18 protein-coding genes are annotated in these 22,324 nt (G+C 70.4%); 10 read left to right on the top strand and 8 right to left on the bottom strand.

The genetic code is table 11. The features are described from left to right. Window positions 1-43 precede the first annotated feature (43 nt). From ACXJMZ_RS16590 to ACXJMZ_RS16600, 3 genes are read right to left on the bottom strand one after another with little or no spacing between them, the layout of a single operon-like run. Window positions 44-538, bottom strand: a complete 495-nt coding sequence (locus ACXJMZ_RS16590) for a hypothetical protein (protein WP_457030811.1) — start codon at window positions 536-538, stop codon at window positions 44-46. 5 nt (window positions 539-543) lie between these two features. Continuing rightward, window positions 544-4,566, bottom strand: coding sequence for a DUF6531 domain-containing protein (locus tag ACXJMZ_RS16595; RefSeq protein WP_457030812.1), 4,023 nt, complete (start codon window positions 4,564-4,566; stop codon window positions 544-546). Further along, the gene (locus ACXJMZ_RS16600; RefSeq protein ID WP_457030813.1) at window positions 4,563-5,171 is read right to left on the bottom strand and encodes a WXG100-like domain-containing protein; all 609 of its coding nucleotides are present in this window, start codon (window positions 5,169-5,171) and stop codon (window positions 4,563-4,565) included. The genes ACXJMZ_RS16595 and ACXJMZ_RS16600 overlap by 4 nt, the downstream gene beginning before the upstream one ends. Window positions 5,172-5,346: 175 nt before the next feature. Here ACXJMZ_RS16600 and ACXJMZ_RS16605 point away from each other — a divergent pair, with 175 nt between their 5' ends. Then, entirely contained in the window at window positions 5,347-6,120 is a 774-nt protein-coding gene (locus ACXJMZ_RS16605) for a hypothetical protein (protein ID WP_457030814.1), read from the top strand. Window positions 6,121-6,821: 701 nt separating this feature from the next. Here ACXJMZ_RS16605 and ACXJMZ_RS16610 read toward each other — a convergent pair. Further along, complete coding sequence (locus ACXJMZ_RS16610; RefSeq protein WP_457030815.1) at window positions 6,822-7,688, bottom strand: LysR family transcriptional regulator; 867 nt, start codon at window positions 7,686-7,688, stop codon at window positions 6,822-6,824. Between the two features lie 95 nt (window positions 7,689-7,783). Between ACXJMZ_RS16610 and ACXJMZ_RS16615 the strand changes: the two genes are divergently transcribed. Then, entirely contained in the window at window positions 7,784-8,515 is a 732-nt protein-coding gene (locus tag ACXJMZ_RS16615; RefSeq protein WP_457030816.1) for an SDR family oxidoreductase, read from the top strand. Window positions 8,516-8,695: 180 nt separating this feature from the next. On the opposite strand, the gene ACXJMZ_RS16620 is transcribed toward ACXJMZ_RS16615, so the two are convergent. Beyond that, window positions 8,696-9,871, bottom strand: coding sequence for a UDP-N-acetylglucosamine--N-acetylmuramyl-(pentapeptide) pyrophosphoryl-undecaprenol N-acetylglucosamine transferase (locus tag ACXJMZ_RS16620; protein WP_457030817.1), 1,176 nt, complete (start codon window positions 9,869-9,871; stop codon window positions 8,696-8,698). Between the two features lie 186 nt (window positions 9,872-10,057). On the opposite strand from ACXJMZ_RS16620, the gene ACXJMZ_RS16625 reads away from it, so the two are divergent. Further along, window positions 10,058-10,699: a hypothetical protein gene (locus ACXJMZ_RS16625; protein ID WP_457030818.1), complete on the top strand. Its 642-nt coding sequence runs from the start codon at window positions 10,058-10,060 to the stop codon at window positions 10,697-10,699. 186 nt (window positions 10,700-10,885) lie between these two features. Here ACXJMZ_RS16625 and ACXJMZ_RS16630 read toward each other — a convergent pair whose 3' ends face one another. Then, window positions 10,886-12,640 carry an FG-GAP repeat domain-containing protein gene (locus tag ACXJMZ_RS16630; RefSeq protein ID WP_457030819.1) on the bottom strand — a complete coding sequence of 585 codons (1,755 nt, stop codon included), beginning with the start codon at window positions 12,638-12,640 and terminating at the stop codon, window positions 10,886-10,888. Window positions 12,641-13,017: 377 nt separating this feature from the next. Here ACXJMZ_RS16630 and ACXJMZ_RS16635 point away from each other — a divergent pair, with 377 nt between their 5' ends. From ACXJMZ_RS16635 to ACXJMZ_RS16645, 3 genes are all read left to right on the top strand, one after another. Continuing rightward, window positions 13,018-13,683: a glyoxalase gene (locus ACXJMZ_RS16635; RefSeq protein ID WP_457030820.1), complete on the top strand. Its 666-nt coding sequence runs from the start codon at window positions 13,018-13,020 to the stop codon at window positions 13,681-13,683. 254 nt (window positions 13,684-13,937) lie between these two features. Beyond that, window positions 13,938-14,372 carry a YdeI/OmpD-associated family protein gene (locus ACXJMZ_RS16640; RefSeq protein WP_457030821.1) on the top strand — a complete coding sequence of 145 codons (435 nt, stop codon included), beginning with the start codon at window positions 13,938-13,940 and terminating at the stop codon, window positions 14,370-14,372. 82 nt (window positions 14,373-14,454) lie between these two features. Further along, on the top strand, window positions 14,455-14,904 hold the full coding sequence (locus ACXJMZ_RS16645; protein ID WP_457030822.1) for a DoxX family protein: 450 nt from the start codon (window positions 14,455-14,457) through the stop codon (window positions 14,902-14,904). Between the two features lie 359 nt (window positions 14,905-15,263). Here the strand turns inward: ACXJMZ_RS16645 and ACXJMZ_RS16650 are convergent, their stop codons facing one another. Beyond that, window positions 15,264-15,860: a hypothetical protein gene (locus ACXJMZ_RS16650; RefSeq protein ID WP_457030823.1), complete on the bottom strand. Its 597-nt coding sequence runs from the start codon at window positions 15,858-15,860 to the stop codon at window positions 15,264-15,266. 444 nt (window positions 15,861-16,304) lie between these two features. Between ACXJMZ_RS16650 and ACXJMZ_RS16655 the strand changes: the two genes are divergently transcribed. Then, window positions 16,305-17,855 carry a condensation domain-containing protein gene (locus ACXJMZ_RS16655; RefSeq protein WP_457030824.1) on the top strand — a complete coding sequence of 517 codons (1,551 nt, stop codon included), beginning with the start codon at window positions 16,305-16,307 and terminating at the stop codon, window positions 17,853-17,855. A 7-nt stretch (window positions 17,856-17,862) separates the two neighbouring features. Here the strand turns inward: ACXJMZ_RS16655 and ACXJMZ_RS16660 are convergent, their stop codons facing one another. Then, a complete protein-coding gene (locus ACXJMZ_RS16660) occupies window positions 17,863-18,963 on the bottom strand; it encodes a DUF5937 family protein (RefSeq protein ID WP_457030825.1) in 1,101 nt (366 codons plus the stop codon). 97 nt (window positions 18,964-19,060) lie between these two features. Between ACXJMZ_RS16660 and ACXJMZ_RS16665 the strand changes: the two genes are divergently transcribed. The 3 genes from ACXJMZ_RS16665 to ACXJMZ_RS16675 all read left to right on the top strand — a co-directional run bounded on the left by ACXJMZ_RS16665 (window position 19,061) and on the right by ACXJMZ_RS16675 (window position 22,312). Then, the gene (locus ACXJMZ_RS16665) at window positions 19,061-20,281 is read left to right on the top strand and encodes an MFS transporter (protein ID WP_457030826.1); all 1,221 of its coding nucleotides are present in this window, start codon (window positions 19,061-19,063) and stop codon (window positions 20,279-20,281) included. Between the two features lie 106 nt (window positions 20,282-20,387). Further along, the gene (locus ACXJMZ_RS16670) at window positions 20,388-21,878 is read left to right on the top strand and encodes an APC family permease (RefSeq protein ID WP_457030827.1); all 1,491 of its coding nucleotides are present in this window, start codon (window positions 20,388-20,390) and stop codon (window positions 21,876-21,878) included. Further along, a complete protein-coding gene (locus tag ACXJMZ_RS16675) occupies window positions 21,875-22,312 on the top strand; it encodes a hypothetical protein (RefSeq protein WP_457030828.1) in 438 nt (145 codons plus the stop codon). Before ACXJMZ_RS16670 ends, ACXJMZ_RS16675 begins: the two co-directional genes overlap by 4 nt. Window positions 22,313-22,324: the final 12 nt, after the last annotated feature.

A 22,324-nucleotide genomic window follows, 5' to 3' on the forward strand; every position in this document is an offset into this window, starting at 1 on the left:
CATAGCAGCTTTATATTAATCCTTTATGCATCTCCCGAGGGCGCTACTGGTTGAGCAGGAAGTCGTAGTAGTCGGTGGGGCCGGCGAGGACGGCCTGGAAGTACTTGGGCTCGCCGTCGGTGTCGAGGGGTACTTCGTGGCCGGCGGTGCGGGTGAGGCCGAGGGAGAGCTTGGGGACGGTCCAGTGGTTGGGTTCGACCTGAAGGAGCGTCAGGCCCAGGTCTTCCAGCTGTTCGAGGAGCTGGAGAGCGGGGGTGCGGAAGACGTCGATTCCGCGGAAGCTGACCGTGATCTGCTGCGGCCCGGGCTGGGGGATCCACACCTCGGCCGCTCGCAGGGTCTTGCCGCGCTCGATGTGGAAGACGATCTCGAACTGCGGGTGCAGGGCGAGGACCTTCATCGGGCGAAAGGCACTGGTGGAGCCCTCGTTGGTGACCTTGACCTGGCCCAGCTGAGCAGCAGCCGCCTTGACGTCCTCCGCCGGCATGCCGAGCGGGAAGCCGGTGATGCCGTTCGGGGGATCCAGTTCGATGTCCATGACCGTCATTTTAGGAGGCACGTCCGCAGCTTCCAGCCGTTGTCGGAGAGGTACTTCTGGAAGTTCTTGTTGTTGGGCAGGTGGTCGACCATCTCCTGGATGGCGGCGTCGTACTTGTTGCCGTGGATCTTGCGGATCATGCCGATGTCCATCTTCATCGCGACGTCGAACTTGCCCTGGGCGATGAGGCTGCGCTGCTTGGCGCGCCAGGCGATGGACTCGGCGCCGGAGCCGGTGCTGATGAACGCGCGGTGGTCGTCGTAGTCCATCCGGATGGCCGGGCCTGCGCCGTATCCGAGCTGGGAGGTGCCGACACCGAGATAGGAGTCGCGGGCCGGCATGTGGTTTCGCTCGTAGGCGTTGGTGTCGCTGCCGTCGGTCCAGTTGCTGGGCCGCAGGCTGTAGTGGGAGCCTCCCCAGCCCACCGGTTGGCGGCGGGCGGCCAGACCGAGCGGGTCACTCCAGAACAGGGGGTTGGGGACGTAGGAGTGGGGGTTGGGTCCGCCGTCGAGGCCGATGGGGTCGCTGTTGAGGTAGCGGCCGGTGGAGGGGTCGTAGTAACGGAAGTAGTTGTACTCCAGGCCCGACTCGCTGTCGTAGTACTGGCCCGGCCGGCCGAGCGGGCACGAGGGGCGGCCGTCGGCGCCGGCGTGGTTGCGGCGGCCCCACAGGTCGGTGTCGCCCGTCCAGACGACCTGTCCGTCGGGGGTGACCAGTTCACTGGGGGTGTCGACCAAATCGGTGACGATGGCGTAGAAGCGCTCCTCCAGGGCCTGCCCCTGGAGGTCCCAGTGACGCTCCGTCTGGGACAGCGGTGCCCAGGCGCCGGGAGCCCAGTCCCAGGTGACGTTTCGTCGGCTCCCGTCCGGCAGGGTCTGGTACTGCTCGATGAGCTGGACGCCGTCCCACACGAAGTGCACCGTCTCCGCGGCCTGGCCCCCTTCGGTCAGGCGCCACTTCGCCGCGCGCCGGCCGACCGGGTCGTAGACGTAGGCCCAGCTTCCGCGGTCCGGGGTGTCGACCTTGACCAGCTGGTCCTCGGCGTTCCAGGAATAGCGCCACTCACGTCGCTGCCCGGACAGGGTACGGACGATCCGGCGGGTCAGGCGGCCCTGCTCGTCGTACTGGTAGGCGGTGCGGCCGGCCGACCGAAGCAGCGAGCCACTGTAGGTGCGCTCCCCCGCGGCCGCGCTGTCGGGACGGCGGCTGTCCTGGGCGTGGGTGATGTTGCCCAGGACGTCGTACGCGTAGCTCTCGTTCCAGGTCTCGGCGCGCACCCGGGTGACACGTCCCGCCGGTGTGAGGTCGAAGTCGCGGCGGCCGCGCAGCCGGTCGGTGACGGCGGCGGGCATGCCGTCGGCGCGGTAGCTGTAGGTGCGTTCCTGCAGGTTGGTGTAGGCCGTGGTGCTGTCCGGCGCGGGGTCGGTGGCCCAGATGGACTGGGCGCTGAGCCGATCGCTGGTGTCCCAGGTCTGGGTCAGGGCCGCTCGGGTGCCGAGGTAGCGGGTGGTCTCGCGGCCGGCGGCGTCGTAGGCGAACGTGAGGGCGGCCAGGGGGTTGCTGAGCTTGGCGGGCTGACTGTTGGCGTCGTAGGTCCAGGTGGAGACGATGCCGCTCGGGGTGGTGCGGCTGGCGCGGCGGCCGAGCGCGTCGTAGGTGAACGCGGTGGTGTGGCCGTCGACGCTCTCGCTGAGGACGCGGCCGGCTGCATCGTGGGTGTACTCGATGGCGCCCCTGGCGTCCTGAACCCTCGTCAGCAGGCCGCGCTCGTCGTAGGAGAGGGTGGTTGCGGTGCCGTCGTGGTGCCGGCGCCGAGTGATCCGGCCCTGCGGGTCGTAGGAGAACGTGGTGCTCTGCCCGGCGGAGTCGGTGATCTCCAGCAGCTGGTCAGCGCCGTCGAGCCGGTACTGAAGGACCCGCCCGTTGAAGTCGCTCTCCCCCGTGAGGTGCCCGGCCCGGTCGTAGCTGTAACGCCAGGCGGCGCCGTTCATCGAGACGGCCAGGAGCTGCAGTTCGGTGTCGTACTCGAAGCGGTGCACTTCCCCGTCGGGCAGCGTACGGGCGGCGAGCCGGCCGAACGGCCCGGTCTCGAAGCGGGTGACCGCGCCGTCGAGCTCATGCCCGACGAGGTTGCCCTCCGGATCGTAATCCCAGCTCTCGCGGGTTCCGTCGGGGTGCACCCGCCCGGTGACCTGCCCCTCCGTACTGAGGGCCAATGCAGTGACGGCACCGAGGGCGTCCGTGAACGTCACCGCCCGGCCGAACGCGTCATAGGTGGCCCGGGTGGTGTTGCCCAGCGGGTCGGTGATCGCGGTGACCAGCCCGGCCGCGTTGTTCTCCATCCGCCGGACCTGGCCCAGTGGATCCGTGACCTGGACGAGGCGGCCCTGACCGTCGTACTGACGGCTGGTCACAGCACCTGCCGCGTCCGTGCTCGCCAGCAGGTTGCCCTGCGGATCATAGGAGAACGTCGCCACCGTCGCGCCGCCCTGGGACACCGACGCCAGCTGCCGCAGCCCGGTGTACGCGAGCTCGATGACCGCACCCCCGGGCTCGGTGATCCGCACCGGATCCCCCTGCCCGTCCAGCTCCAGGCGCGTGACCCTGCCGATCTCATCGATGCGGGCGGTCACCCGGCCGGCCTCGTCGTACTCCGTCACCGCCGCGTTCCCCAGCGGATCCACCACCCGCACCACGCGCAACTGATCGTCGTAGTGGTACTCCGTGGCCTGACCCAGACTGTCCGTGCTGACAGTCACCCGCTGCGCGACGTCGTAGTGGAAGGCCGCGGACAGGAATCCGTTCTGCCCGACGCCGCGGACGACCCGGCCGGTGTTGTCGTACTCGTACTCGTAGGTCTGCCCGTTGCGGTCGATCCAGGCGGTCATGCGGCCGTCGTCGTCGTACTCGTAGATGTACGGCAGTCCGGTGGAGTTGACGATGCCCGCGAGCTGACCGTCCGGGTAGTACTGGTACTCGGCGACCTGGGTGTCCTGCCCGGCAGGGCCGAGCACGCGCAGCCCGCCCACCCGCGGGCCCTCCTCGGTGAACGTGGTGTCCACCGCGACCCGGTACCCACCGCTGTGCCCGACCTCGGTGAGCTGTCCGGTTTCGTCGCGAAGGAACGTCACCCGGTGGCCGTTGCGGTCGGTGTGGAAGCTGATCGGCCGGATCTCGCCGATGCGGTAGCTGCCGCTGCCGGAGCCGGCGAAGTGGCGGGTCCAACCCCGGTCCGGGTCCTCGATCCGCACCGTGTCCGTCGCCTGATCCCAAGTCAGGGGCCACAGCGCGCCCGTGGTGGGGACGACGGGCACGCCCGACTGGGAGGGCAGGGGGTAGTGGAGGATCTGGGCGTCGTCACCGGCGAAGTGGATGCCGTCGGCGTCGATCTCGATGCGCTGGTCGAGGGTGGAGGACCAGCCCTGACCGAACAGGTGGCCGCCGAGGTAGTTCGACGCGTACGCGCGCCGCAGCACCATCGGCAGCAGCCCCGGCAGCGCCAGGTCCGTCTCGGAGGTGATCATCTGCCCGGAGACCACATCGACCGGGTCGCCGGCCGTGCGGCACCCGTTGTTGCCGTCGACGGCCTGCCCGTTGCGGTCACCCCGGCCAAGAGGCTGCTCGCCCTTGTTGCGCCGCCCGTTGCCGCCACCGCCCCGCGGCCGGCCGCCGGGCCCGCTGCCGCCCGGGGACTTCGGGCCGTCGCCCTTGCCCGGACCCTTCTTCAACGCGTCGACAATCCGCTGCTCGGTGGCCTTGTGGTTGCGGCCGTTCATCTCCAGGCCGCGGCCGACGTCCTTGAGGTGCTTCTGCAGGGCCTTCTGGCCCTGCTCCATCGCTCCGAGCAGCTGGCTGATGCCCTGCTCGGCCGCGGCCGCGAGGCCGCCCTTGCCGCGGGTGCGGCCGAACGCGGACTTGGCCCGTCCGTGGTGGCGGCTGCTGGAGTTGCCCAGGTCGTCGGAGAAGCGGTCGAACCGCTTGCCGAGATTGTCCATCGAGTCCGGGTCGAACTTGAATCCGTCGCTCATGCCGCACTCCCCCGCGCGCCGGTGCCGGACTCGGCGGCGTCTTCCAGCAGATTGATGACCAGACTGCCGGCCATGTTCCCGACCGCTTCGATCACCGGCCCGGTGGCCATGGACACGAGCTCGGAGATGATCTGCTGCTCGGCTTCCTTGAGCAGCCGTTTGATGATGAGTCTCGTCGCCTGCGTCGCGCCGAGCGCACCGACTTCGGACAGACCGAAGGTGAACGGCGCCGCTGCCTGGGCGGCGATCACCTCGGCCGCCATGATGCCCAGTTGGATGATCGCGGCGATCTTCGCGCCTTCGATGACCAGCGCCGTGCCGTCCAGCACCGTGGCGACGATGCGGCCGCCCTCGGCGAGTTGGTTGAGGTGTGTGCCCGACAGCGTGCCCCAGTGCGCCTCGAACGCCTGGACCGCAAGTCCGGCGTTGGCGCCCATCATGTCCTGCACCGCGGAGTGCGCGTCCGCGATACCGCTGTCGAGCTCGTCGGCGAACGACCGCATGGCGTCCGCCATCTCGCGGTAGTCGTCCTCGTCCACGTTCGGCCAGTTCACGCCGATCAGATCCAGCACCCACGCCAGCTCATCTGGCAGTACGACACCCATGCCCACCCCCCGGACGGCACCAACAGACCTGCGAAGCACCCTACGCGATAGCTCGTACACCGTCAGGAGGGTCCCCAAGCCCGGCCGCCACCCGGTACACACCACCACCGTCTCAACGAGGCGCGGTCGCCGGGCAGTCCGCGCAGGTCGGCCGCCGGAGTGCGGCCGGATTCCGGTGGTCGAAGGCACCAGCCTGTCGGCCCGGTGTGCCAGGCTTACCGCCATGAGTGACAGTGGGCGCAGCCAGAGTACGTATTCCGTTCCGGCTGGTCGGCCGTTTCACCTGGCCGAGTTGCGCGCGAAGCTCGCCGCCACCGATGACGTGGTCCGCAATCTCTGGAACGGGGCGCACCCCACGGAGTTCGAGCTCGTCGCGGACGGGCTGTGGGTCGCGTTCACCGCTGCCCGCAGCCTCGCCCCGGCCAAGACCTACACCGGCTGCGACCGGCACCCCAACGGTGCGATCGACCCGGAGCCCCCGCGCGGCTGGACCCGGTGCCTGATCTGCAACGAAGCCCGCCGCCTGAGCACCACCGGCTCCCTCGTGCCGCCCGTGGCCAAGACGAACCCCCTCGGCTACCTGGTCCCTGACGGCCCGTTCACGCTCGAGCTACTCCAGGACTTCCTGCGCCGGACCAGCGAACTCGGCTACGGCATGTCGCTGCGCTCCACCGACGCCGAGTTCTTGGAGATGGCCGACACCGTCCACCAAGCTTTCTGCGTCGCGCGCGAGCTCGCCCGACCCCGCAACACGTCCGGGTGCGAACGCCACCCCGGCGCGCCGACCGATCCGGCGGCCGGCAACGCCTGTCTGTTCTGCGTCGCGGATGAGCGTCGCCGTCGTGACGAGAAGGACGGTGTCCCCGTGATGATCCCGCGAGCGAGCCGAGGGCCGGTGTCTCGCCGGCCGCAGCGGCCCGCCGGCCCTGGACAGGAGCATCGGGCCTGAGCTGCTGGCAGCCCCATCTGGTGGCTGTTCATCAGGCCGGCCCGGTCAGTGCGTGGCGCCGGACTGTGGGTTCTCGCGTTCCGCCGCACATCCGCCAGGATCCACGAGATTCCGCCACGGAGCGCGAGACCCTACAGGTCTCGGCGCAGAGTGCGGCTCTCGGCGCGCTGGTCCCCGTGGGGCGTGTACGTCGGCACCGGCTTCGCAGTCGGACCCGCACGCGTGGGGGTTGTCCCGCAGGCACCGGCCGCCTGACAGCGGCTGGGCCCCATCACCCCCTGGCTTCCCGGCAACTGACCAACGATCACGGTCTCCTCCGCCGTTGCCCCCTCGCCCCCGGCCACAGTGCGGCAGGATGGCGCCGCTACCCCACCGTCCGAGGAGACCACCGTGGAACCCTGGCACTACGTCGTCATCGCCCTCGCGCTGCTCGCCCCCGCCGTCGTCTGCATCGTCAGGAGAATTCGCCGCAGGTAGCTGTCCCACCCACGCGCCCCAGAAGGTCACAGAGTCGCACTCATCGCCCGCGTGTCCCCGGGTGCCCGTGTCGAGGGCGTTCAGCTTGGCTTTGGCGTCGGACCCGATCCGTTGCAGGTCTCCCGGAACTCCCTGGGCCAGGGCGGTCGGTGAGTCGGAGGAGGTGCTGCCGGGCGGGTCGCCCGGCAGTGGCGTGGCCGCCACATTGGTGCCCTCGATCTCGGTCAGGTGCGTTGGAACTCCTGGAGGCGTGTCGCCGTCCGGACGAGGTCCGCGACGGCTCTGGACCGGCTGTGCGGGGGCCAGGCGATGACGGTGGTGACTGCCGGCGCATCCAGCACTGGCACGGCGGCGAGGTCACCGTGCAGCTGGGATCGGCACGACTCCGGTGAGACCGCGCACGCGCGGCCGAGTGCGACGAGCTGCAACAGCTGTGCGTGGTCGCGGACTTGGGGGCCGGGGCCGGGCGGGTAGGTGCCGTCGGGGTTGGGCCAGCGTGGCAGGGGCAGGCCCGGCAGAGCGGCGATGTCGGCCATGTGCACATGGGTACGGGCGGTGAGCGGATGCCCGGCCGGCAGGACCACCACCTGGCCCTCGGTGCTGAGCTCCTCGGTGTGGAACCCGGCTGTCGAGTCGAACGGCCGGTGCAGCAGTGCCACGTCGGCCCGGCCTTCGCGCAGGAGTCGTTGCTGCTCGGCCGGGCCGCACAGGATGACGTCGACGGGGACCGCGTCGGGTTCGGCGGCGTACGCGGCGAGCAGTTCGGCCAGCAGTTCCCTGGACGCGCTGGCTTTCGTGACCAGGGCCAGGCCGGGACGGCCGGTCACGGCAAGGGCCGCACGGCGGGTCCGGCGCTCGGCGGCGTCGACTGCGTCGAGGGCAGCCCTGCCCTCGACCAACAGCACCGAACCGGCCTCCGTCAGCGTGACCGTGCGGCTGGTCCGGTCCAACAGTGCTGCCCCGAGCCGGCGTTCGAGCTGCTGGATCGCCCGTGACAGAGGCGGCTGCGCGATCCCGAGCCGCTGAGCGGCACGCCCGAAGTGCAGTTCCTCGGCGACAGCGACGAAGTAGCGCAGTTCCCGGGTCTCCATGCCGCCACGGTATCCCGGATCAATACCCTGACGGTATCGTTCCCCACCCGATCGGTCTTGGACCGCCGCCCGGGTCCGAAGGCAGCATGGTGCCCATGAGCGAACGAACGACTGCGCTGGTCACCGGCGCGAACAAGGGAATCGGCTACGAGATCGCCATGGGCCTGGGCGCCCTCGGCTGGAGCATCGGCGTCGGCGCCCGAGACGATCAGCGCCGTGAGGCCGCGGTGGCGCGACTGCGCGCGGCCGGCGTCGACGCGTTCGGCGTACCGCTGGACGTGGCCGACGACGCCAGCGTGAGCACCGCCGCACGGCTGATCGAGGATCAGGCAGGGCGCCTGGACGTGCTCGTCAACAACGCCGGCATCAGCGGCGGCATGCCGCAGGAGCCCACCCGGGTCGATCCCGCCACCATCCGCACCGTCGTGGAGACCAACGTGATCGGCGTCCTCCGCGTCACCAACGCGATGCTGCCGATGCTGCGCCGCTCGGCCGCGCCCCGGATCGTCAACATGTCCAGCAGCGTCGGCTCCCTCACCCGGCAGTCCGGAGCCGGTGGCGAGCAGGCAATCGGTCCGGTGGCCGTGGCGTACGCGCCGTCGAAGACCTTCCTGAACGCCGTCACCCTCCAGTACGCCCGGGAGCTGAGCGGCACGAACATCCTGATAAACGCCGCCTGCCCCGGCTACGTCGCGACCGACCTCAACGGCTTCCACGGCGTGCGCACCCCCGAACAGGGCGCGGCGATCGCCATCAAACTCGCGACCCTGCCCGACGACGGCCCGACCGGCAGGTTCTTCGAGGACGCCGGCACCGTGCCCTGGTGAAGTGCACTCAAGGTCCTTCTCAGCGCCCTGCCCGCCACCGTGTGCGGGCTGCGTGGCACTCTCAGGAGGCGTCCTCTGCAGCGCATCACGCAGCCGTACCAGCTCGCGGCGGCGGGACCGGGCCCGCGCCAGGAGAAGCCCTGCGGCACCGGTCAAGGTCGAACCGCACGGTGGAGCGCCTCAGCGGGCTTCGGCCGCCGCGAGCATCACATCCACCAAGCGCTCGGCCGCATCCGGCCTGCCCTGCTCGCGAGCCCGGGACGCCATCGCCGCCCGCAGGGCCGGGTCTGCGAGCAGCGGGGCCAGGGCCAGCTGCAGCCCGCCAGGAGTGACCTCGCCGAGCAGGGCGATGCCGGCGCCGGCCTCCTGAAGGTGCGTCGCGTTGTGGGCCTGCTCGTTTCCCGCTGAGGTGGCGAGCGGGATGAACACCGCGGCCTTCCCGAGAGCCGTCAGCTCCGCGATCGTCCCGGCGCCGCTGCGCGAGATGACCAGGTCCGCGAGCGCGAGCACATCTGGCAGCTCCGCACCGACGAACCCGGTCAGCAGGTAGCGGCCCGCCAAGTGCACCGGCAGGGCCGCCGCTTGCGCCCGCAGGCCCTCCTCGTTGGCCGGCCCGCACTGGTGAATGACGTTCGCGCCTGCCAGCAGCCACGGCAGTACACCCGTCACCAGTGTGTTGATCTGGGCGGATCCCTGCGCCCCGCCGGTGACGTACACGGTGGGCAGGCGTTGGTCGAAGCCGTACAGGCCGAGCGCCTGGACCGCCTTCTCCGGCCGGCCCGCCAGCACCGCCGGCCGTACGGGATTCCCGGTCACCGTCGCGGTGCGCCGCGCGGACTCCGGAAGCAGCGGCAGAGTCGACTCCGAGGACACCGCCACCCGTGTCGCGGCCCGGGCCAAAACCTTGTTCGCCAGCCCGAGGCGGACGGTCTGCTCGTGGACCACCAGAGGCACCCCGCACGAGCGCGCCGCCAGCCCCACCGGCACCGCCACATACCCGCCCGTCGCCAGCACCACGTCCGGCTGGAACTCCGCGATGATCGAACGGGCCTGCGCGGCACCGAGCGGGACACGCCCCATGTCTTTCACATTCGCAGGCGAGATCATCTTCAGCGGGTTGCTCGACCTGCGGACCTTGCCGGTCGCCACCGCCCGAAACGCGATGCCCTCACTCGGGGCGACCCGCGCCTCCAAGCCCTCGGCCGTGCCGACCCACAGCACCTCCACGGCGCACCCGGCCTCCGCCAGACGAGCCTGCAGCGCACGAACCGCCGTCAGCGCCGGATAGGTGTGCCCACCCGTACCACCACCCGTCACCAACAGCCGGAACGGTCCACCACGACCCACGAGATCCACAGCCCCACTCCCGACGATCGCCGACGAATCAGTCCACTGACGACCCATCAGCCTACGATGGAAAGGACACTGCCCACCGCCGCAACACCAACCCCAGCCCCGACCACGCAGACAGGCGCGCCTCGGCCGGTCCGCTTGGCCGAGGGCGCTCTTCCACAACCAGCGTGACGATCCTAACGTTGGGTCATGAGCAGGGTGCGGGTGGACCGTTCGAGTCCCGACGTGGTCGACGTGGTGCTTCGCGAGGGGGTCGGGCCGCTCGTGTTCGCCGCCAAGCGCTGGCCCGGGGAGGTGCTCGGGTCGCTCGTGGCCGGCGCCGTCTGCGGTATCCCGGTCTGTGTGGTCATGGCGCTGATCTTCAGTCTCGAACCCGGCCGGATCTGGGCTCTGGTCGGGATCGCCGCCGTGCTGGGACTCGTCGTCAACACGTTCGTGATCCTGTACGGGGCATTCCGGGACGTGAACCGCTTGCGGTTCTCCCCCGCCGCCTCCCCCGACACCATGACCGTCGTCCGGGGCTCCCGCACGGACCGGCCGAGGCCGCTCACCGACGTCCGGCAGATCTGGATCGACCACGCCGTCACGGAGTCGCACGAGGAGGATCGGAAGCCCGTCAACGCCAAGATCACCCTGTACGTGCTGCTGAAGAACGGCCACCTGATCCGGCCCACGTCACTGCCCCGGTGGACGACCGACACCACGGCCCTGTGCCAGGAGCTGCAACAGATACTCGCCCCCTCCGCCGTCCAGGTGGACCTGGTCGTCCGACGCCGGGTGCAGTACCCGTCGATGGGCGGTCACGGCGGCTCCACCGGCGGAGGCTCCTGAGATCCGTCTGCTCGGCGCCCTCCGTCCGGAGACCGCGCTCCGACCGACGCGGCCCTCGCGATCGTCCGATCCGCTCTCCGGTCGGAGCAGCGGATCGGGCCGAGGGCCGCGTCGGTGTCCGGCGGACGCCCAGGTGGTGACCAGTTACGGGCCTCCTTGGTCACCGCCGGGGTCCGATGGACAGGATCAGAGCATGTTCGTGTAGATGTTCCAGCCCCTGCCGAACAGCACCCGGGCGGCGAAGGTCGCGGTGCCGGCGTTGCCCGTCGAGGCGTACAGGTACATGTCGCCGTTCTTGGCGCGGGCGAGCACATCGCCCTTGCTGTCCCCGTCGATGTCACCCGGGACGACGAGCATGTCGTAGACGTCCCAGCCGGTGGCGATCTGTTCCCGGGCGGCGAACGGCGCGGTGGACGTCCCCGTCCCCTTGAAGAGGAACAGCCGGCCGGAGGTGTCCCGGGCGAGCAGGTCGGGCCGTCCGTCGCCGGAGTAGTCGCCCGCGCCGACCAGCGCGTTGTAGGCGTTCCAGCCGCTGCTGACCTTGATGGGCGTGCCGAGCTTGGTGTCCACCGCCCCGTCGCCGGGGTGCAGCCACAGAACTCCCGCCGAGTCGCGGCTGAGCAGGTCGCCCTTGCCGTCGCCGGTGAGGTCGCCGGGGCCGACCATCGCGTTGTAGTTCCACGTCGAGCTGACCTTCTTGCTGCGGATGTACAGGTCGCTGCCGGTGTTCTCCACATAGCTGGCGTGGTTGTGACTGTTGAGCGCGGTGGCGTACGTGTTGCGGGACCCCGGCTTCTCCTTGCCGACTCCGGTCGGCGGCGTCAGGTAGGCGCCGTTGGCCAGGGCGTAGTACTTGGAAAGGGTGCCGTCGGTCTGGGTCATGAGATTCTGGGCCTTGCCGTAGAGCTGCGTGGTACCCGCACCGACGATGAACTTGTTGCGTTCGTAGCCGCTGCCGAAGTACGCCGGTGCGGCGAAGCGCCCGCCGCCGATCGACTTGAACCAGTACTCCACGCCGTCGCGATCGCGGGCGAGCAGGTCGCTCAGGCCGTCGCCGTCGCCGTCGTCCGAGCCACTGATCACGTTGTACGCGTTCCAGCCGGTGCCGACCTTGACGCGGGCCTTGAGCGGGGCGGTGGCGCTGCCGGCCCCCTTGTGGAACCACAGCTCGCCGGTCAGGGTGCGGGTGAGAACATCGCCGAGGCCGTCGCCGTCGACGTCACTGGCACCGACGATCTGGTCGTAGATCCCCCAGCCGGTGCCGACCTTGACCCGCGCGTTGAAGGGCTTGGTGACGGTGCCCGTCCCCGTGTAGAGCCACAGGTCACCGGCGAAGTCGCGGGCCAGCAGGTCGGGGTGACGGTCTCCGGTGACGTCCCCGACGGCGATGAGGCGGTTGTACTTCTGCCAGCCGCCGCCCGACCACAGGGGCGCCGACGTGGCGTTCAAGCCGGCCTCGTAGAGCGTCAGGACGCCGTCGAAGGAGAGGGAGAGCAGTTCCGGCTTGGTCGTGCCGCCGACATCGCCCACCGGCAGCAGGTCCTTGAACGAGGCGTCGGGGTCGGTCTTGGCGATCGTGTAGTCGCTCCAGGCCTGGATCGACGACAGGTAGACGGCTGTGGCCTGGTCGTACTCCATGACGATCATGTCACTGCGGCCGTCGCCGTCGACGTCGTGCCGCGGCTTGGCGGCGGCCGTCACCTGCTCGGACGGCCCGGACAGAGCAGGCATGACGACGGTCGGGTACTCGCCGACGCCGCGCGGCGCGGCGTCGGGGTCCGACACCGGTGCGGAGTCGGTCACGGACTGCGCGACGACGGAGTCGGGCGCGCGGTGCTGCGGGGCGGCCGTGCTCGGGGTGGCGGCGAGAGCGCCGACAGCCAGGGCAAGGACGCCCCCGGCGGCCAGGGCCCTCAGGCGTCCGCGGTACGGTGCGGTCAAGATCCCCCCTCGGGATCGAACGTGTGGACCCACCCGGGCGCCTCGTGCCCCACGCCCGGGTCACGCGTCGGCGCGTGAACGGTCCCCACTTCCTTCCCGCAGCGTACGGATCGATTTTGTGGATTCCTTGTGAAGCCGCTCCCCCTCCGCCTCTCCGACGCTCACAACTGGTGGAACCGCACGCACACTTGCATCCGGACTGATCCCGCTGTGGCCCAGGCCGCGACGTAGCAGCCAACCATTCCAATGCCGCTGGGTGCGGCCCGTGACACGGGGTCGGCGATCACGATGGCGGGGATGCCGGCATGCGTGGCGAAGCAACTCTCGATACCGGTCAGGAATCGAGAAGCCCCGACTGCCGTGCAGCCCCTAGCGTGATGGTCATGGCAACCACCGCTTCCACCGCAGCCCACACGTCCCTCGCATCCGTCACCCTTGAGGTGGCCGACGTCGAGGCCGCCCACCGCTTCTACAGCGCCTTCGGCGTGGACAGGTACCTGTCCCTGCGGGCGTCCCAGGCCCACTCCACCGGATTCCGCGGCTTCACCCTGGCGCTCACGGTGTCCGGGCCGGCCACCGTCGACAGCTTCGTCGGCGCCGCCGTGGACGCCTGCGCCACTGTGCTGAAGCCCGCTACGAAGTCGCTGTGGGGCTACAGCGGCGTCGTCCAGGCCCCGGACGGGACGATCTGGAAGATCGCGACCTCGGCGAAGAAGGACACCGGCCCCGCCACCCGCGAGATCGACCAGGTCGTCCTGCTGATCGGCGTCGAGGACGTGAAGGCCACCAAGCAGCTCTACGTCGGCCGGGGTTTGACCGTGGCCAAGAGCTTCGGTGGCAAGTACGCCGAGTTCGCCCCCGGTCAGTCCAGCCCCGTCACGCTGGCGCTGTACAAGCGCCGTGCCCTTGCCAAGGACCTCGGCGTCCCCGCCGACGGCACCGGCTCGCACCGCATCGTCCTCGGCAGCACCGCCGACGCCTTCACCGACCCGGACGGGTTCGCCTGGGAGAATGCCGCGCCGCTCGCCCCCACGCCGTCCTGACTCTCGGCCCGCTTGGCTCTCCCGCCGTACCGATTGAGCGGCGAACACGCATACATCCACAGTGCAAGAAGCAAGACATGAAGGCGCACGTCAGCTCGATCCTCCTCGGTGTCCGGGACATGGACCGGGCCAAGCAGTTCTACGCCGAGTAGCCGCGACCTCTTGCCTCACACCCGGTCGCGGGAAGCGGGAGCGGCGATCGGAGCCGGGCGAGCGGGATCCGCGGTGAACCAGCAGAACAACGGGAGAAGATCATGAAGTTTCGGGCCCACGTCGAGCCACCCGAGCCCATGCGGGGCCTGGAAGTTCCGCCCGAGGTGGTAGCAGCGCTCGGCGGGGGCGCGCGGCCGCCGGTGACGATCACGGTCAACGGGCATTCCTGGCAGAGCCGGGTCGCCCTCCTACGCGGCCGCCACCTGCTCGGCCTCAGCAACGCCAACCGGCAGGCCGCAGGTGTCGCGATCGGCGACGAGGTCGAAGTCGAGGTGGAGCTCGACACCGAGCCGCGCGTCGTCGTCGAGCCTCCGGACTTCGCCCAGGCCCTGGACGACGACCCGGTCGCCCGCTCCGCCTACGACAACCTGGCGTACAGCCACAAACGCGAGCATGTGCGCGCCATCGAGAGCGCGAAGAAGCCCGAGACGCGCCGACGGCGTATCGAGAAGGCCATCGCCACCCTGCGGGGCTGACCCCCGAGAGCAAGACTCCCGCGGCAGATGCAATCGCCGTGCGGAGGCATCACCCTGCCCGACTCCCCCTGAAGGAACAACTATGTCGAAACGCCTCATGACCGGCCTGTACTGGTTCCTGGCCTTTGAGTTCGCGCTGGGCGCCGTGACCAAGTACTGGGCGGGCGACACGATATTCAGCTCGGCGTACTCCGCGAAGTTCGTCGAGTGGGGATACCCGTCCTGGATGCGCTTCGTGGTCGGTGCTCTGGAAGGTGCCGCCGCCGTCCTGCTGGTGATCCCCCATCGACGAACACGCTTCCTGGGTGCCACGACGCTGATGTTCGTGCTCACCGGCGCGGCCACCACCCACATCGTCAACCACGACCCGACGGTGGAAAGTTGGGCCGCGCCGACCCACCTCGTCATCATGGGCATCCTCGCGCTGGCCAACTGGCCCGCCGACTGGCGAGACCTCCTGCGGGCTCCTACCGCACCGGCAGCCCGAGCAGCGCGTCCGTCCAACGAAATGACAAGGGCGCACCACCTTTAGAGGGAAGCCCTGACTGCACCGACCTACGGCGGCCTCACCGCCCCGCCGTTCACGAACGTCCGCACCGCAGAGCTGCGGCCGTCGACGCCGGCCTCACCCTCCCGCACCACAACGGCCCGACCGAAGGCGTCAACACCCACACCAAACGGATCACGAGGCAGATGCACGGCCGCGCCGGCTTCACCCTCCTCCGCCACCGCATCCTTCTCGCCTGACGCCCTGTCACCACCGATTACGGGACAGAGCCGAGGACGTACAGTCCCCTCACAGCCTTCCAACCGCCCACGCCGAGCGGCCGGCCGACCGGGCGGGCGCCCGACCTGACCGGCCCGGGTGAACGACCCTTCATGGGCACCAGGTCATGCGCGGTGCGCGCCCTTGCGGCGGGCCCGGGTGCGGAGGGCCAGCACGCCGCCGCCGATGGCGAGCAGGCCCATGCCGGTGAGCGGGAGGAGGCCGTTGGAGCCGGTGGCGGCGAGATCCTTGGCCGAACCCCCGGTCGGGCTCGGCGAAGTCGACGCGGAGGAGCTTCCGCTGCCCGTCGGCGGTCCCGTCGGCACGGACGGCGACACCGGAGCGACGGCCTTGTCACGGGTGAACACCAGTGTACCGAAGCCGAGTTGGTCGAAGCCGCCGCTGTTCGGGCCGAAGTCGCCAGCGCCGCCCTCGGGCGCGAGCTTCGATGCCATGGCGCTGGTGTACGGCGCAGAGAGGCCGCGGCGGTTGACGTAGTGGTTCTGGATCACCGCCCATATCGGGCGAAGATCGCCCCGGCCGGAGGCGGAGGGCGCGGCGTCCTCCACCATCTTCAACCAGACACCGGGCGCGCCCTGCTTGAACGTGAGGCGAGTGAACGGGACGTCCTCGCCGAGGTTGTACTTGGCCGCGTACTCGGCCCCCTTGAGGAAGCGGTTGTCGTCCTCCCCGTAGAGGTCGATGCCCTGATTCCAGGCCATCTCGCACAGGCTGCCCAGCTCGCCTGGATCCCCGGAACCCTCCGGGCCGGCTCCCGCTGGTGTTCCCGGGCGTGCGCCCACGTGAGCACCAGGGGCTGGAGATGCGGGCAGCGCTCCGCGCCGGAACAGTCGGCCACGGACCGCTGACGACCCGACAGGCTGAGCCCGGTCTGTGTCACGCCTGTCACGCCTCCCCCAGCAGGAAGACGGGCATGACGAACTTTCACATAACCGGCGGCGACTGCCCGAACCTTACGGTCGGAGCGGACGGCAGGATCTCGATCGAGCTGACCGAAGCGTGTCCTTGAAATCATCTGGTCGTTGATCCGGCTACCGCTGGCCGATGCCCGCCGGCACATGTCGGCGGCACCTGGCGGAGCAGCCGATGGCGGGCCGCCTTGCTCCGCCCCGCCGGTGCCGCCGGGGCATGCGAACGGAGATTTCATGCGAGTGACCGACATCCAGCGGTGCGAGGTCCGGCCCGGCCATCTCGTGGAGTGGACGCTGCGCCAGGAGGCCGTGGAGGCAGCCACCGCCCTGCCGGACGACTGCCGCCCGCCCGCCTACATCCAGGAAGCCCACGTCCGCACCGCCAAGGCGGTGCGCCAGGGCGGCCTGTTCGTACCCACCTGGCTCGGCACCGCCTTCGACATCCCCGGAAGGGTCGACCTCGATGTTCTCCAGGAGGCGCTGCGAGCGTGGACTCTGCGGCACGAGACGCTACGCAGCGGGCTGCGCTGGGTGGGTGAGGAGATGCGGCGCTTCACACTGGACGCCGACGCGGTCGTACTGCACCGCAAGGAGGTCGGCGACTTCGCGGACGCAGAGGTGCTGACACGGTACCTGCAGAATCGTTTCGATCAGGCGGCGGACGCACTCGCTTGGCCAAACTTCATCTTCGCTGCCGCCGTCCGCGAGGGAGGCGCGAGTGTCTACATGGCATTCGACCACACCAACGTCGACGCGTACTCGCTTCAGCGGATCGCTGCAGAGATCCATGAGCTCTACGCGGCCGGGCTCGAGGGCCGTGTCGTGGAGAGTACGCCGGTAGCAAGTTATGTCGACTTCTGTGCAGCGGAGCGCGCGAGCGCCGACCGGATCGACGACATGGATGCCGTCGTCGCCCGCTGGCGAGAGTTCATCAACCGCTGTGACGGGAAGCTGCCGAACTTCCCCCTCGACCTCGGCCTCGACGATGCCGGCCCGCTGCCGGAGCAGAAGTTCATGCAGGAGATGCTCGTGGACGCCTCGGTGGCCGCGGACTTCGAGGCGTACTGCCGCCCTTGGGGCGGGAGTCTGGCCGGCATCCTCGCGGCCACCGCCCTCATCGTGCACCAGTACGGCGGGCAGCAGGTGTACCGCACGGTCGTCCCGTTTCACACCCGCGCGCACTCCCAATGGGCCGACTCGGTGGGCTGGTACGTGGGCGGTGCGCCGATCGAGATCCCTGTCGCGCAAGCGCCCGACTTCGACAGCGTGCTGGCGATGGTCCGCGCCGCCCTGCGGGAGAGCAGGCCGCTGTCGAGGATGCCGATCGCCCGTGTCCTCCAGCTGGTGGGATCCGCTTTCCGTCCGACGTCCCCGGACCTGTACTCGATCGTCTCGTTCGTCGATGCCCGCAGCATCCCCGGCGCGGAACGCTGGCAGGAGCTGAAGGCGTACGCGCTGCTGCGGGTCTCCTACGGTGACCAGGTATGCGCCTGGACCACCAGGCTCCACGAGGGCCTGCAGTTCGCGAGCCGCTACCCCGACAACGCCGTTGCTCACAAGAGCATGGAGGCGTATGTCGAGCGACTGCGGGAACTGATCATCTCGGTAGCGCGGGAAGGCACGGCCGCCCGGCCGGCAGCCGTGCGTATTCCAGCGCCCAGTACTCCGCCGGCCACACCGCCGAGGCCGTCGACACCCCCAGCAGCATCCACAGCCGCCGCGGGAGTCCGGCGCCTCGCACCCACTGTCCAGTCGGAGCCGACGACGACGTCGACGGTCGGCTGAGGGCCCGTCAGCGTAGGACGGCGGTGAGCAGGTCGGTGCCGAGGGCCGCGGTGGCGGTCAGGTCGAGGGCGTGGTGGACGTGGCGGCCCCGGCGGTGGGCGGTGAGCAGGCCGGCCCGGCGCAGGACGGTGAGGTGGCGGGAGACCTCGGGCGGGGTGAGCTCCCAGGCGCGGGCGAGTTCGCCGGTGGTGTGCGGTCCGCGGGCCAGGGTGCGGACCAGGCGGAGCCGGACCGGGTGCGCCAGGGCCTCCAGCCGAAGGCCAACGGCCTCCAGCGGGACGGTCGCCGGCCGCTCTCCGCCCGCCGCCGGGTACTGGACGACGGGCTGCCAGCCGGGGGCGTACACGGCGACCAGGTGCGGGTGGCCGAACACGCTGGGCAGCAGGGTGACGCCGGCCGGGCCGGCCGGCGCGATGGAGTCCTGGAGCTTGTCGAGGACCAGTGAGCCGCCGTCCGGGGTGAGCGCGATCGCCGCCGACACCTCCGCCAGCGCGGCGGACAGCCCCTGACGGCGGCTCAGTTCCGTCTTGTCGCGGACGTCCCGGCCCAGGCGGGCGGCCAGCGCCGGCCACTCGGCGTCGAAGAACGCCTCCGCGCACTGCTCCAGGGTCTCCCGCACCCGGGCCCGGACGGCCGGCGGATCGGCCAGCAGGCGCTCCGCGAACGCCTCCTGGACGGGACCGCGGGCCTGCGCGCGGTCCAGCGCGTCCGCCCGCGCGGCCGGGTCGTGCAGCGCGGAGCGGTCGGCGAAGGTGCGGTCGGCGAAGGTGCGCCGGTTCGAGCCGCAGGTGGTGACCAGTGCCGCGTGCGTGTACCGCTCGTCGTCGATCCGGTCGACCTCGTCGAGTTCGGCCCCCAAGGTAGCCCGGGGCCGGGCCGGCACCAGGAAGTCCGCCCGGGAGGACCGCCACAGGAACTCCGCCTCCCGCAGCCGCTCCGCCAACTCCGGACGCAGCCCCGCCCACACCCCCGCCGCCCACCCGGCCAGCTGCGGATGGTGCTCCGGCGACGCCAGCACGTGCAGCATCGCGGTGAGTTCGGCGAGCGGCGAGACCCCGAACCGGATCCGCTCCGGCGGCGTCCCGGCGAGGTCGATGCGCAGGGTCACCCCGACATTCTCGCCGCTCGCGGGCACACCGCCGCCGATTGACGGAAAGCGTCAATCCACGTGACCGCCCCGCCGTCCCGCCCGCACCCTGGGCGCCATGACCACCACCGCGCCGCGCCGCCCGACGCCCCGCCCGACGCTCCGTCAACTCGTCCGGGCCGGCGGCGGCCCGCGCTACGCCGCCGCGCTGCTCGTCGACGCGCTCGGGACCGGCCTGCTGCGGCCGTTCCTGCTGCTGTACGGGATCACGGTGCTCGAACTGGACGCGGCCACCACCGGACTGGCGATGACCGGCGGGATCGTCGCGGGACTGGCCTGCATGCCGCCACTCGGGCGCTGGCTGGACCGCGGCGCGCGCAGTGCGGCGGTGGCCGCGTCGATGCTGGTCCGGGTGGCGGGCGTGGCCGCACTGCTGGCCGCGCCGATCGGCGGCGTCGCACTGTTCACACTCGCCGCGCTGTTCCTCGGCATCGGCAACCAGGCCTGGCCGGCCGCCCACGCCGCCCTGGTCGTCACCCTCGCCGAGGACCGATTGCGGGACACCGTCCTCGCGGCAGCCCGAGCCGTCCGCAACGCCGGGCTCGGCGTCGGCGCCCTGCTCGCCGCCGTCTGCCTGACCGGCGGCCCGCCGGCGCTGCGAGCGCTGGCCACGGCGTCCGGGCTCGGCTTCCTGACGGCGGCCGCGCTGGCCCGCTCGGTGCGGGTCTCGGCCGGGCCGGCGGCTGCGCGGGCCGACGGGCCCGGGAAGGCGCCCCGGCTCGGGGCGGTGCTGCTCGCCAACGTGGTGTACGTGTTCTGCCTGAACGTGCCCGAAGTGGCGCTGCCGCTGGTCCTGGTGACGGTCCTGCACGCCTCGCCCGCCTGGCCCGCCGCGGTGTTCGTCGCCAACACGGTCCTGGTGGTCACCCTCCAGGTGCCCGTCACCGCCTGGGCGGCGGCCCGCTGGTCGCGCAGCCGGGTGCTGGTACTGGCCGGGGCGGTGCTCGCCGCGAGCTACCTCGGCTTCCTGCTGGCCACCCCGCTCGGCCCGCTCGCCGTGGCCCTGATGATCGTGCCCTGCACCCTCGGCGAGATCCTCTACGCCGGCAGCGCCACCGCCCTCGTCACCGCCCTCGCCCCGCCGGCCCACCTGGGCCGCGCCCTCTCCCGCCTCCAACTCTCCACCGGCCTGAGCCTCGCCGTCTCTCCCGCCGTCATCACCACCCTCACCCCCCTCATCCTCTGGCCCACCCTCGCCACCACCACCCTCGCCGCCGCAACCCTCATCCACCGCACAACCAGCGGGCGCCCGAGGGAGGGTGCGAGGCCGAACGGCTGACCGGCTTGCCTCCGGCGGCGTAAGCCGACGTGCGACGGCCACGGTGAGTGACCAGTATCGAACGTGGTGCGAAGGGCGCGCCGACGTTGGGACGAGGTGGCACTCGATGAGCACTGTAGATGTACCGGGCGAAGGCTCCGGCCGGGCGGGCGGGACCCGGGCGGCCACCGCAGTCCGGACCGGAGCCGGGTCCAACAAGATCACCTGGCTGACGCTGGCACTGATGACGACCAGTTCGGTCGCGAGTCTGCGTTCGTCGCCGACCATGGCGGTGTACGGCCTCGCCTGTGTCTTCCTCTACCTGCTGCCCGCAGTCGTGTTCCTGCTGCCGACCGCCCTGGTGTCGGCGGAGCTGGCTTCCGGATGGGGCGGCGGGGTCTACAACTGGGTGGCGCAGGGTCTGTCGAAGCCGCTCGGATTCGTCGCCGTGTGGTGCCAGTTCGCCATGACGATCTTCTACTACCCCACCCTGCTCGCCTACGTCGCCAGCACCATCGCGTACGTGATCAATCCGGCCCTGGCCAGCAACGGCGTCTACACGGCGATCGTCATCGTGGTCGTCTACTGGAGCGGAGTGTGGATCTCCTCCCGTGGCACGAACGCCGTCGCCGGGCTGGCCTCCTGGGGGCTGATCATCGGCACGCTGGTTCCCGGCACGCTGCTCGTCCTCCTGGGGATGGTCTTCCTCGGTCAGGGCAACCCGTCCGCGGCGCCGATGGACGGCGCGCACATCTTCCCCGAGTGGACCGGCGTGGCGAGCCTGGTGCTGATCGTGAACAACTTCCTCAGCTACTCCGGTATGGAGATGAACGCGGTCCACGTCAACAAGCTCCGTGACCCGGCCAAGGAGTTCCCCAAGTCGATGTTCCTGGCCATGGGCCTGGTGCTGCTGATCTTCATCCTGCCGGCCCTGGCCATCAGCTGGGTGATCCCCTCGGAGCAGCTCAGCCTGACCGCCGGCGTCATGCAGGCCTTCGACGCGTTCCTCCAGTACTTCCACATCGGCTGGCTGGTCCCGATCATCGCGGTGGGGCTGTGCGCCGCCTCGGTGGGTGGAATGCTGACCTGGCTGGCCGGGCCGTCCAAGGGACTGCTGCTGATCTCCCGGCAGGAGGGCTACCTGCCGCCCTTCCTCCAGCGCCTCAACGCCCAGGGCGTCCAGCAGAACATCCTGGTCGTCCAGGGCCTGGTCACGACGGTGATCGCGGTGCTGTACGCGCTGATCCCGGACGTGTCCAGCGTGTACTGGATCTTCTCGGTGATCACCACGCAGGTGTACCTGATCATGTATCTGCTGATGTTCCTGGCGGCGATCCAGCTGCGGCGCAAGCAACCCGACCATCCGCGCGGCTATCGCGCGCCGATGTTGACCACGGTCTGCGTTGTCGGGTTCGTGTCCTCGGCCCTGGCCATGGTGATCGGCTTCGTGCCCTCCTCGCAGTTCGGCGGAGGCAGCGTCTGGACCTACATCGGGATCGTCGGTGGGGGTCTGCTGCTGCTGGGGGTCGTCATCCCGTTCTCGTTCCTGAAAGCGCGCAAGCCGAGCTGGCGTCAGCCCGAGGCCGGTACCGGCGCGATCGAGGAGGAAGTGGCATGAGCCCCACCCGGATGGCTTCCGAACACCGATGGATCTACATCGGCACGATCGTGCTCCTGGTCGGTCTCATGATCGCCGGCCTGCTGACCTACACCCAGCAGAAGGCCACCAACGAGGCCCACCGGAAGGCGAACGAGCTGAACGACGCCCTGGTCGCCCAGGGCTTCCCCGCAATCAACGTGCAGAACACCGCCCTCGTCCTGGGCACCGACGGCGGTCCCGTCTGCGAAGACCCGAACTCGGCGTTGAAGCAGGGCCTTTGGCGGGTGCAGATGTCCAACGGCGCGGGTGGACCCGGGATGCGCCCGATCATCGCGGACGGCCGGATCCTGGCAGCGGGCGCCGAGGTGGTCGAGGTGTACTGCCCTGACAAGCTGGCGGACTACCAGGAACAGCTCAACACCCTCAAGACCGCGGATGTGGTCCGTGACTGAGCCAACTGCCGC

Source organism: Kitasatospora sp. P5_F3 (assembly GCF_054049135.1).

What these genes read in the sequence shown, in the direction of transcription:
- ACXJMZ_RS16590 (WP_457030811.1), bottom strand. Translation starts at nt 538, where the DNA reads ATGGACATCGAACTGGATCCCCCGAACGGCATCACCGGCTTCCCGCTC.
- ACXJMZ_RS16595 (WP_457030812.1), bottom strand. Translation starts at nt 4,566, where the DNA reads ATGAGCGACGGATTCAAGTTCGACCCGGACTCGATGGACAATCTCGGC.
- ACXJMZ_RS16600 (WP_457030813.1), bottom strand. Translation starts at nt 5,171, where the DNA reads ATGGGTGTCGTACTGCCAGATGAGCTGGCGTGGGTGCTGGATCTGATC.
- ACXJMZ_RS16610 (WP_457030815.1), bottom strand. Translation starts at nt 7,688, where the DNA reads ATGGAGACCCGGGAACTGCGCTACTTCGTCGCTGTCGCCGAGGAACTG.
- ACXJMZ_RS16615 (WP_457030816.1), top strand. Translation starts at nt 7,784, where the DNA reads ATGAGCGAACGAACGACTGCGCTGGTCACCGGCGCGAACAAGGGAATC.
- ACXJMZ_RS16625 (WP_457030818.1), top strand. Translation starts at nt 10,058, where the DNA reads ATGAGCAGGGTGCGGGTGGACCGTTCGAGTCCCGACGTGGTCGACGTG.
- ACXJMZ_RS16635 (WP_457030820.1), top strand. Translation starts at nt 13,018, where the DNA reads ATGGTCATGGCAACCACCGCTTCCACCGCAGCCCACACGTCCCTCGCA.
- ACXJMZ_RS16640 (WP_457030821.1), top strand. Translation starts at nt 13,938, where the DNA reads ATGAAGTTTCGGGCCCACGTCGAGCCACCCGAGCCCATGCGGGGCCTG.
- ACXJMZ_RS16645 (WP_457030822.1), top strand. Translation starts at nt 14,455, where the DNA reads ATGTCGAAACGCCTCATGACCGGCCTGTACTGGTTCCTGGCCTTTGAG.
- ACXJMZ_RS16650 (WP_457030823.1), bottom strand. Translation starts at nt 15,860, where the DNA reads ATGGCCTGGAATCAGGGCATCGACCTCTACGGGGAGGACGACAACCGC.
- ACXJMZ_RS16655 (WP_457030824.1), top strand. Translation starts at nt 16,305, where the DNA reads ATGCGAGTGACCGACATCCAGCGGTGCGAGGTCCGGCCCGGCCATCTC.
- ACXJMZ_RS16665 (WP_457030826.1), top strand. Translation starts at nt 19,061, where the DNA reads ATGACCACCACCGCGCCGCGCCGCCCGACGCCCCGCCCGACGCTCCGT.
- ACXJMZ_RS16670 (WP_457030827.1), top strand. Translation starts at nt 20,388, where the DNA reads ATGAGCACTGTAGATGTACCGGGCGAAGGCTCCGGCCGGGCGGGCGGG.
- ACXJMZ_RS16675 (WP_457030828.1), top strand. Translation starts at nt 21,875, where the DNA reads ATGAGCCCCACCCGGATGGCTTCCGAACACCGATGGATCTACATCGGC.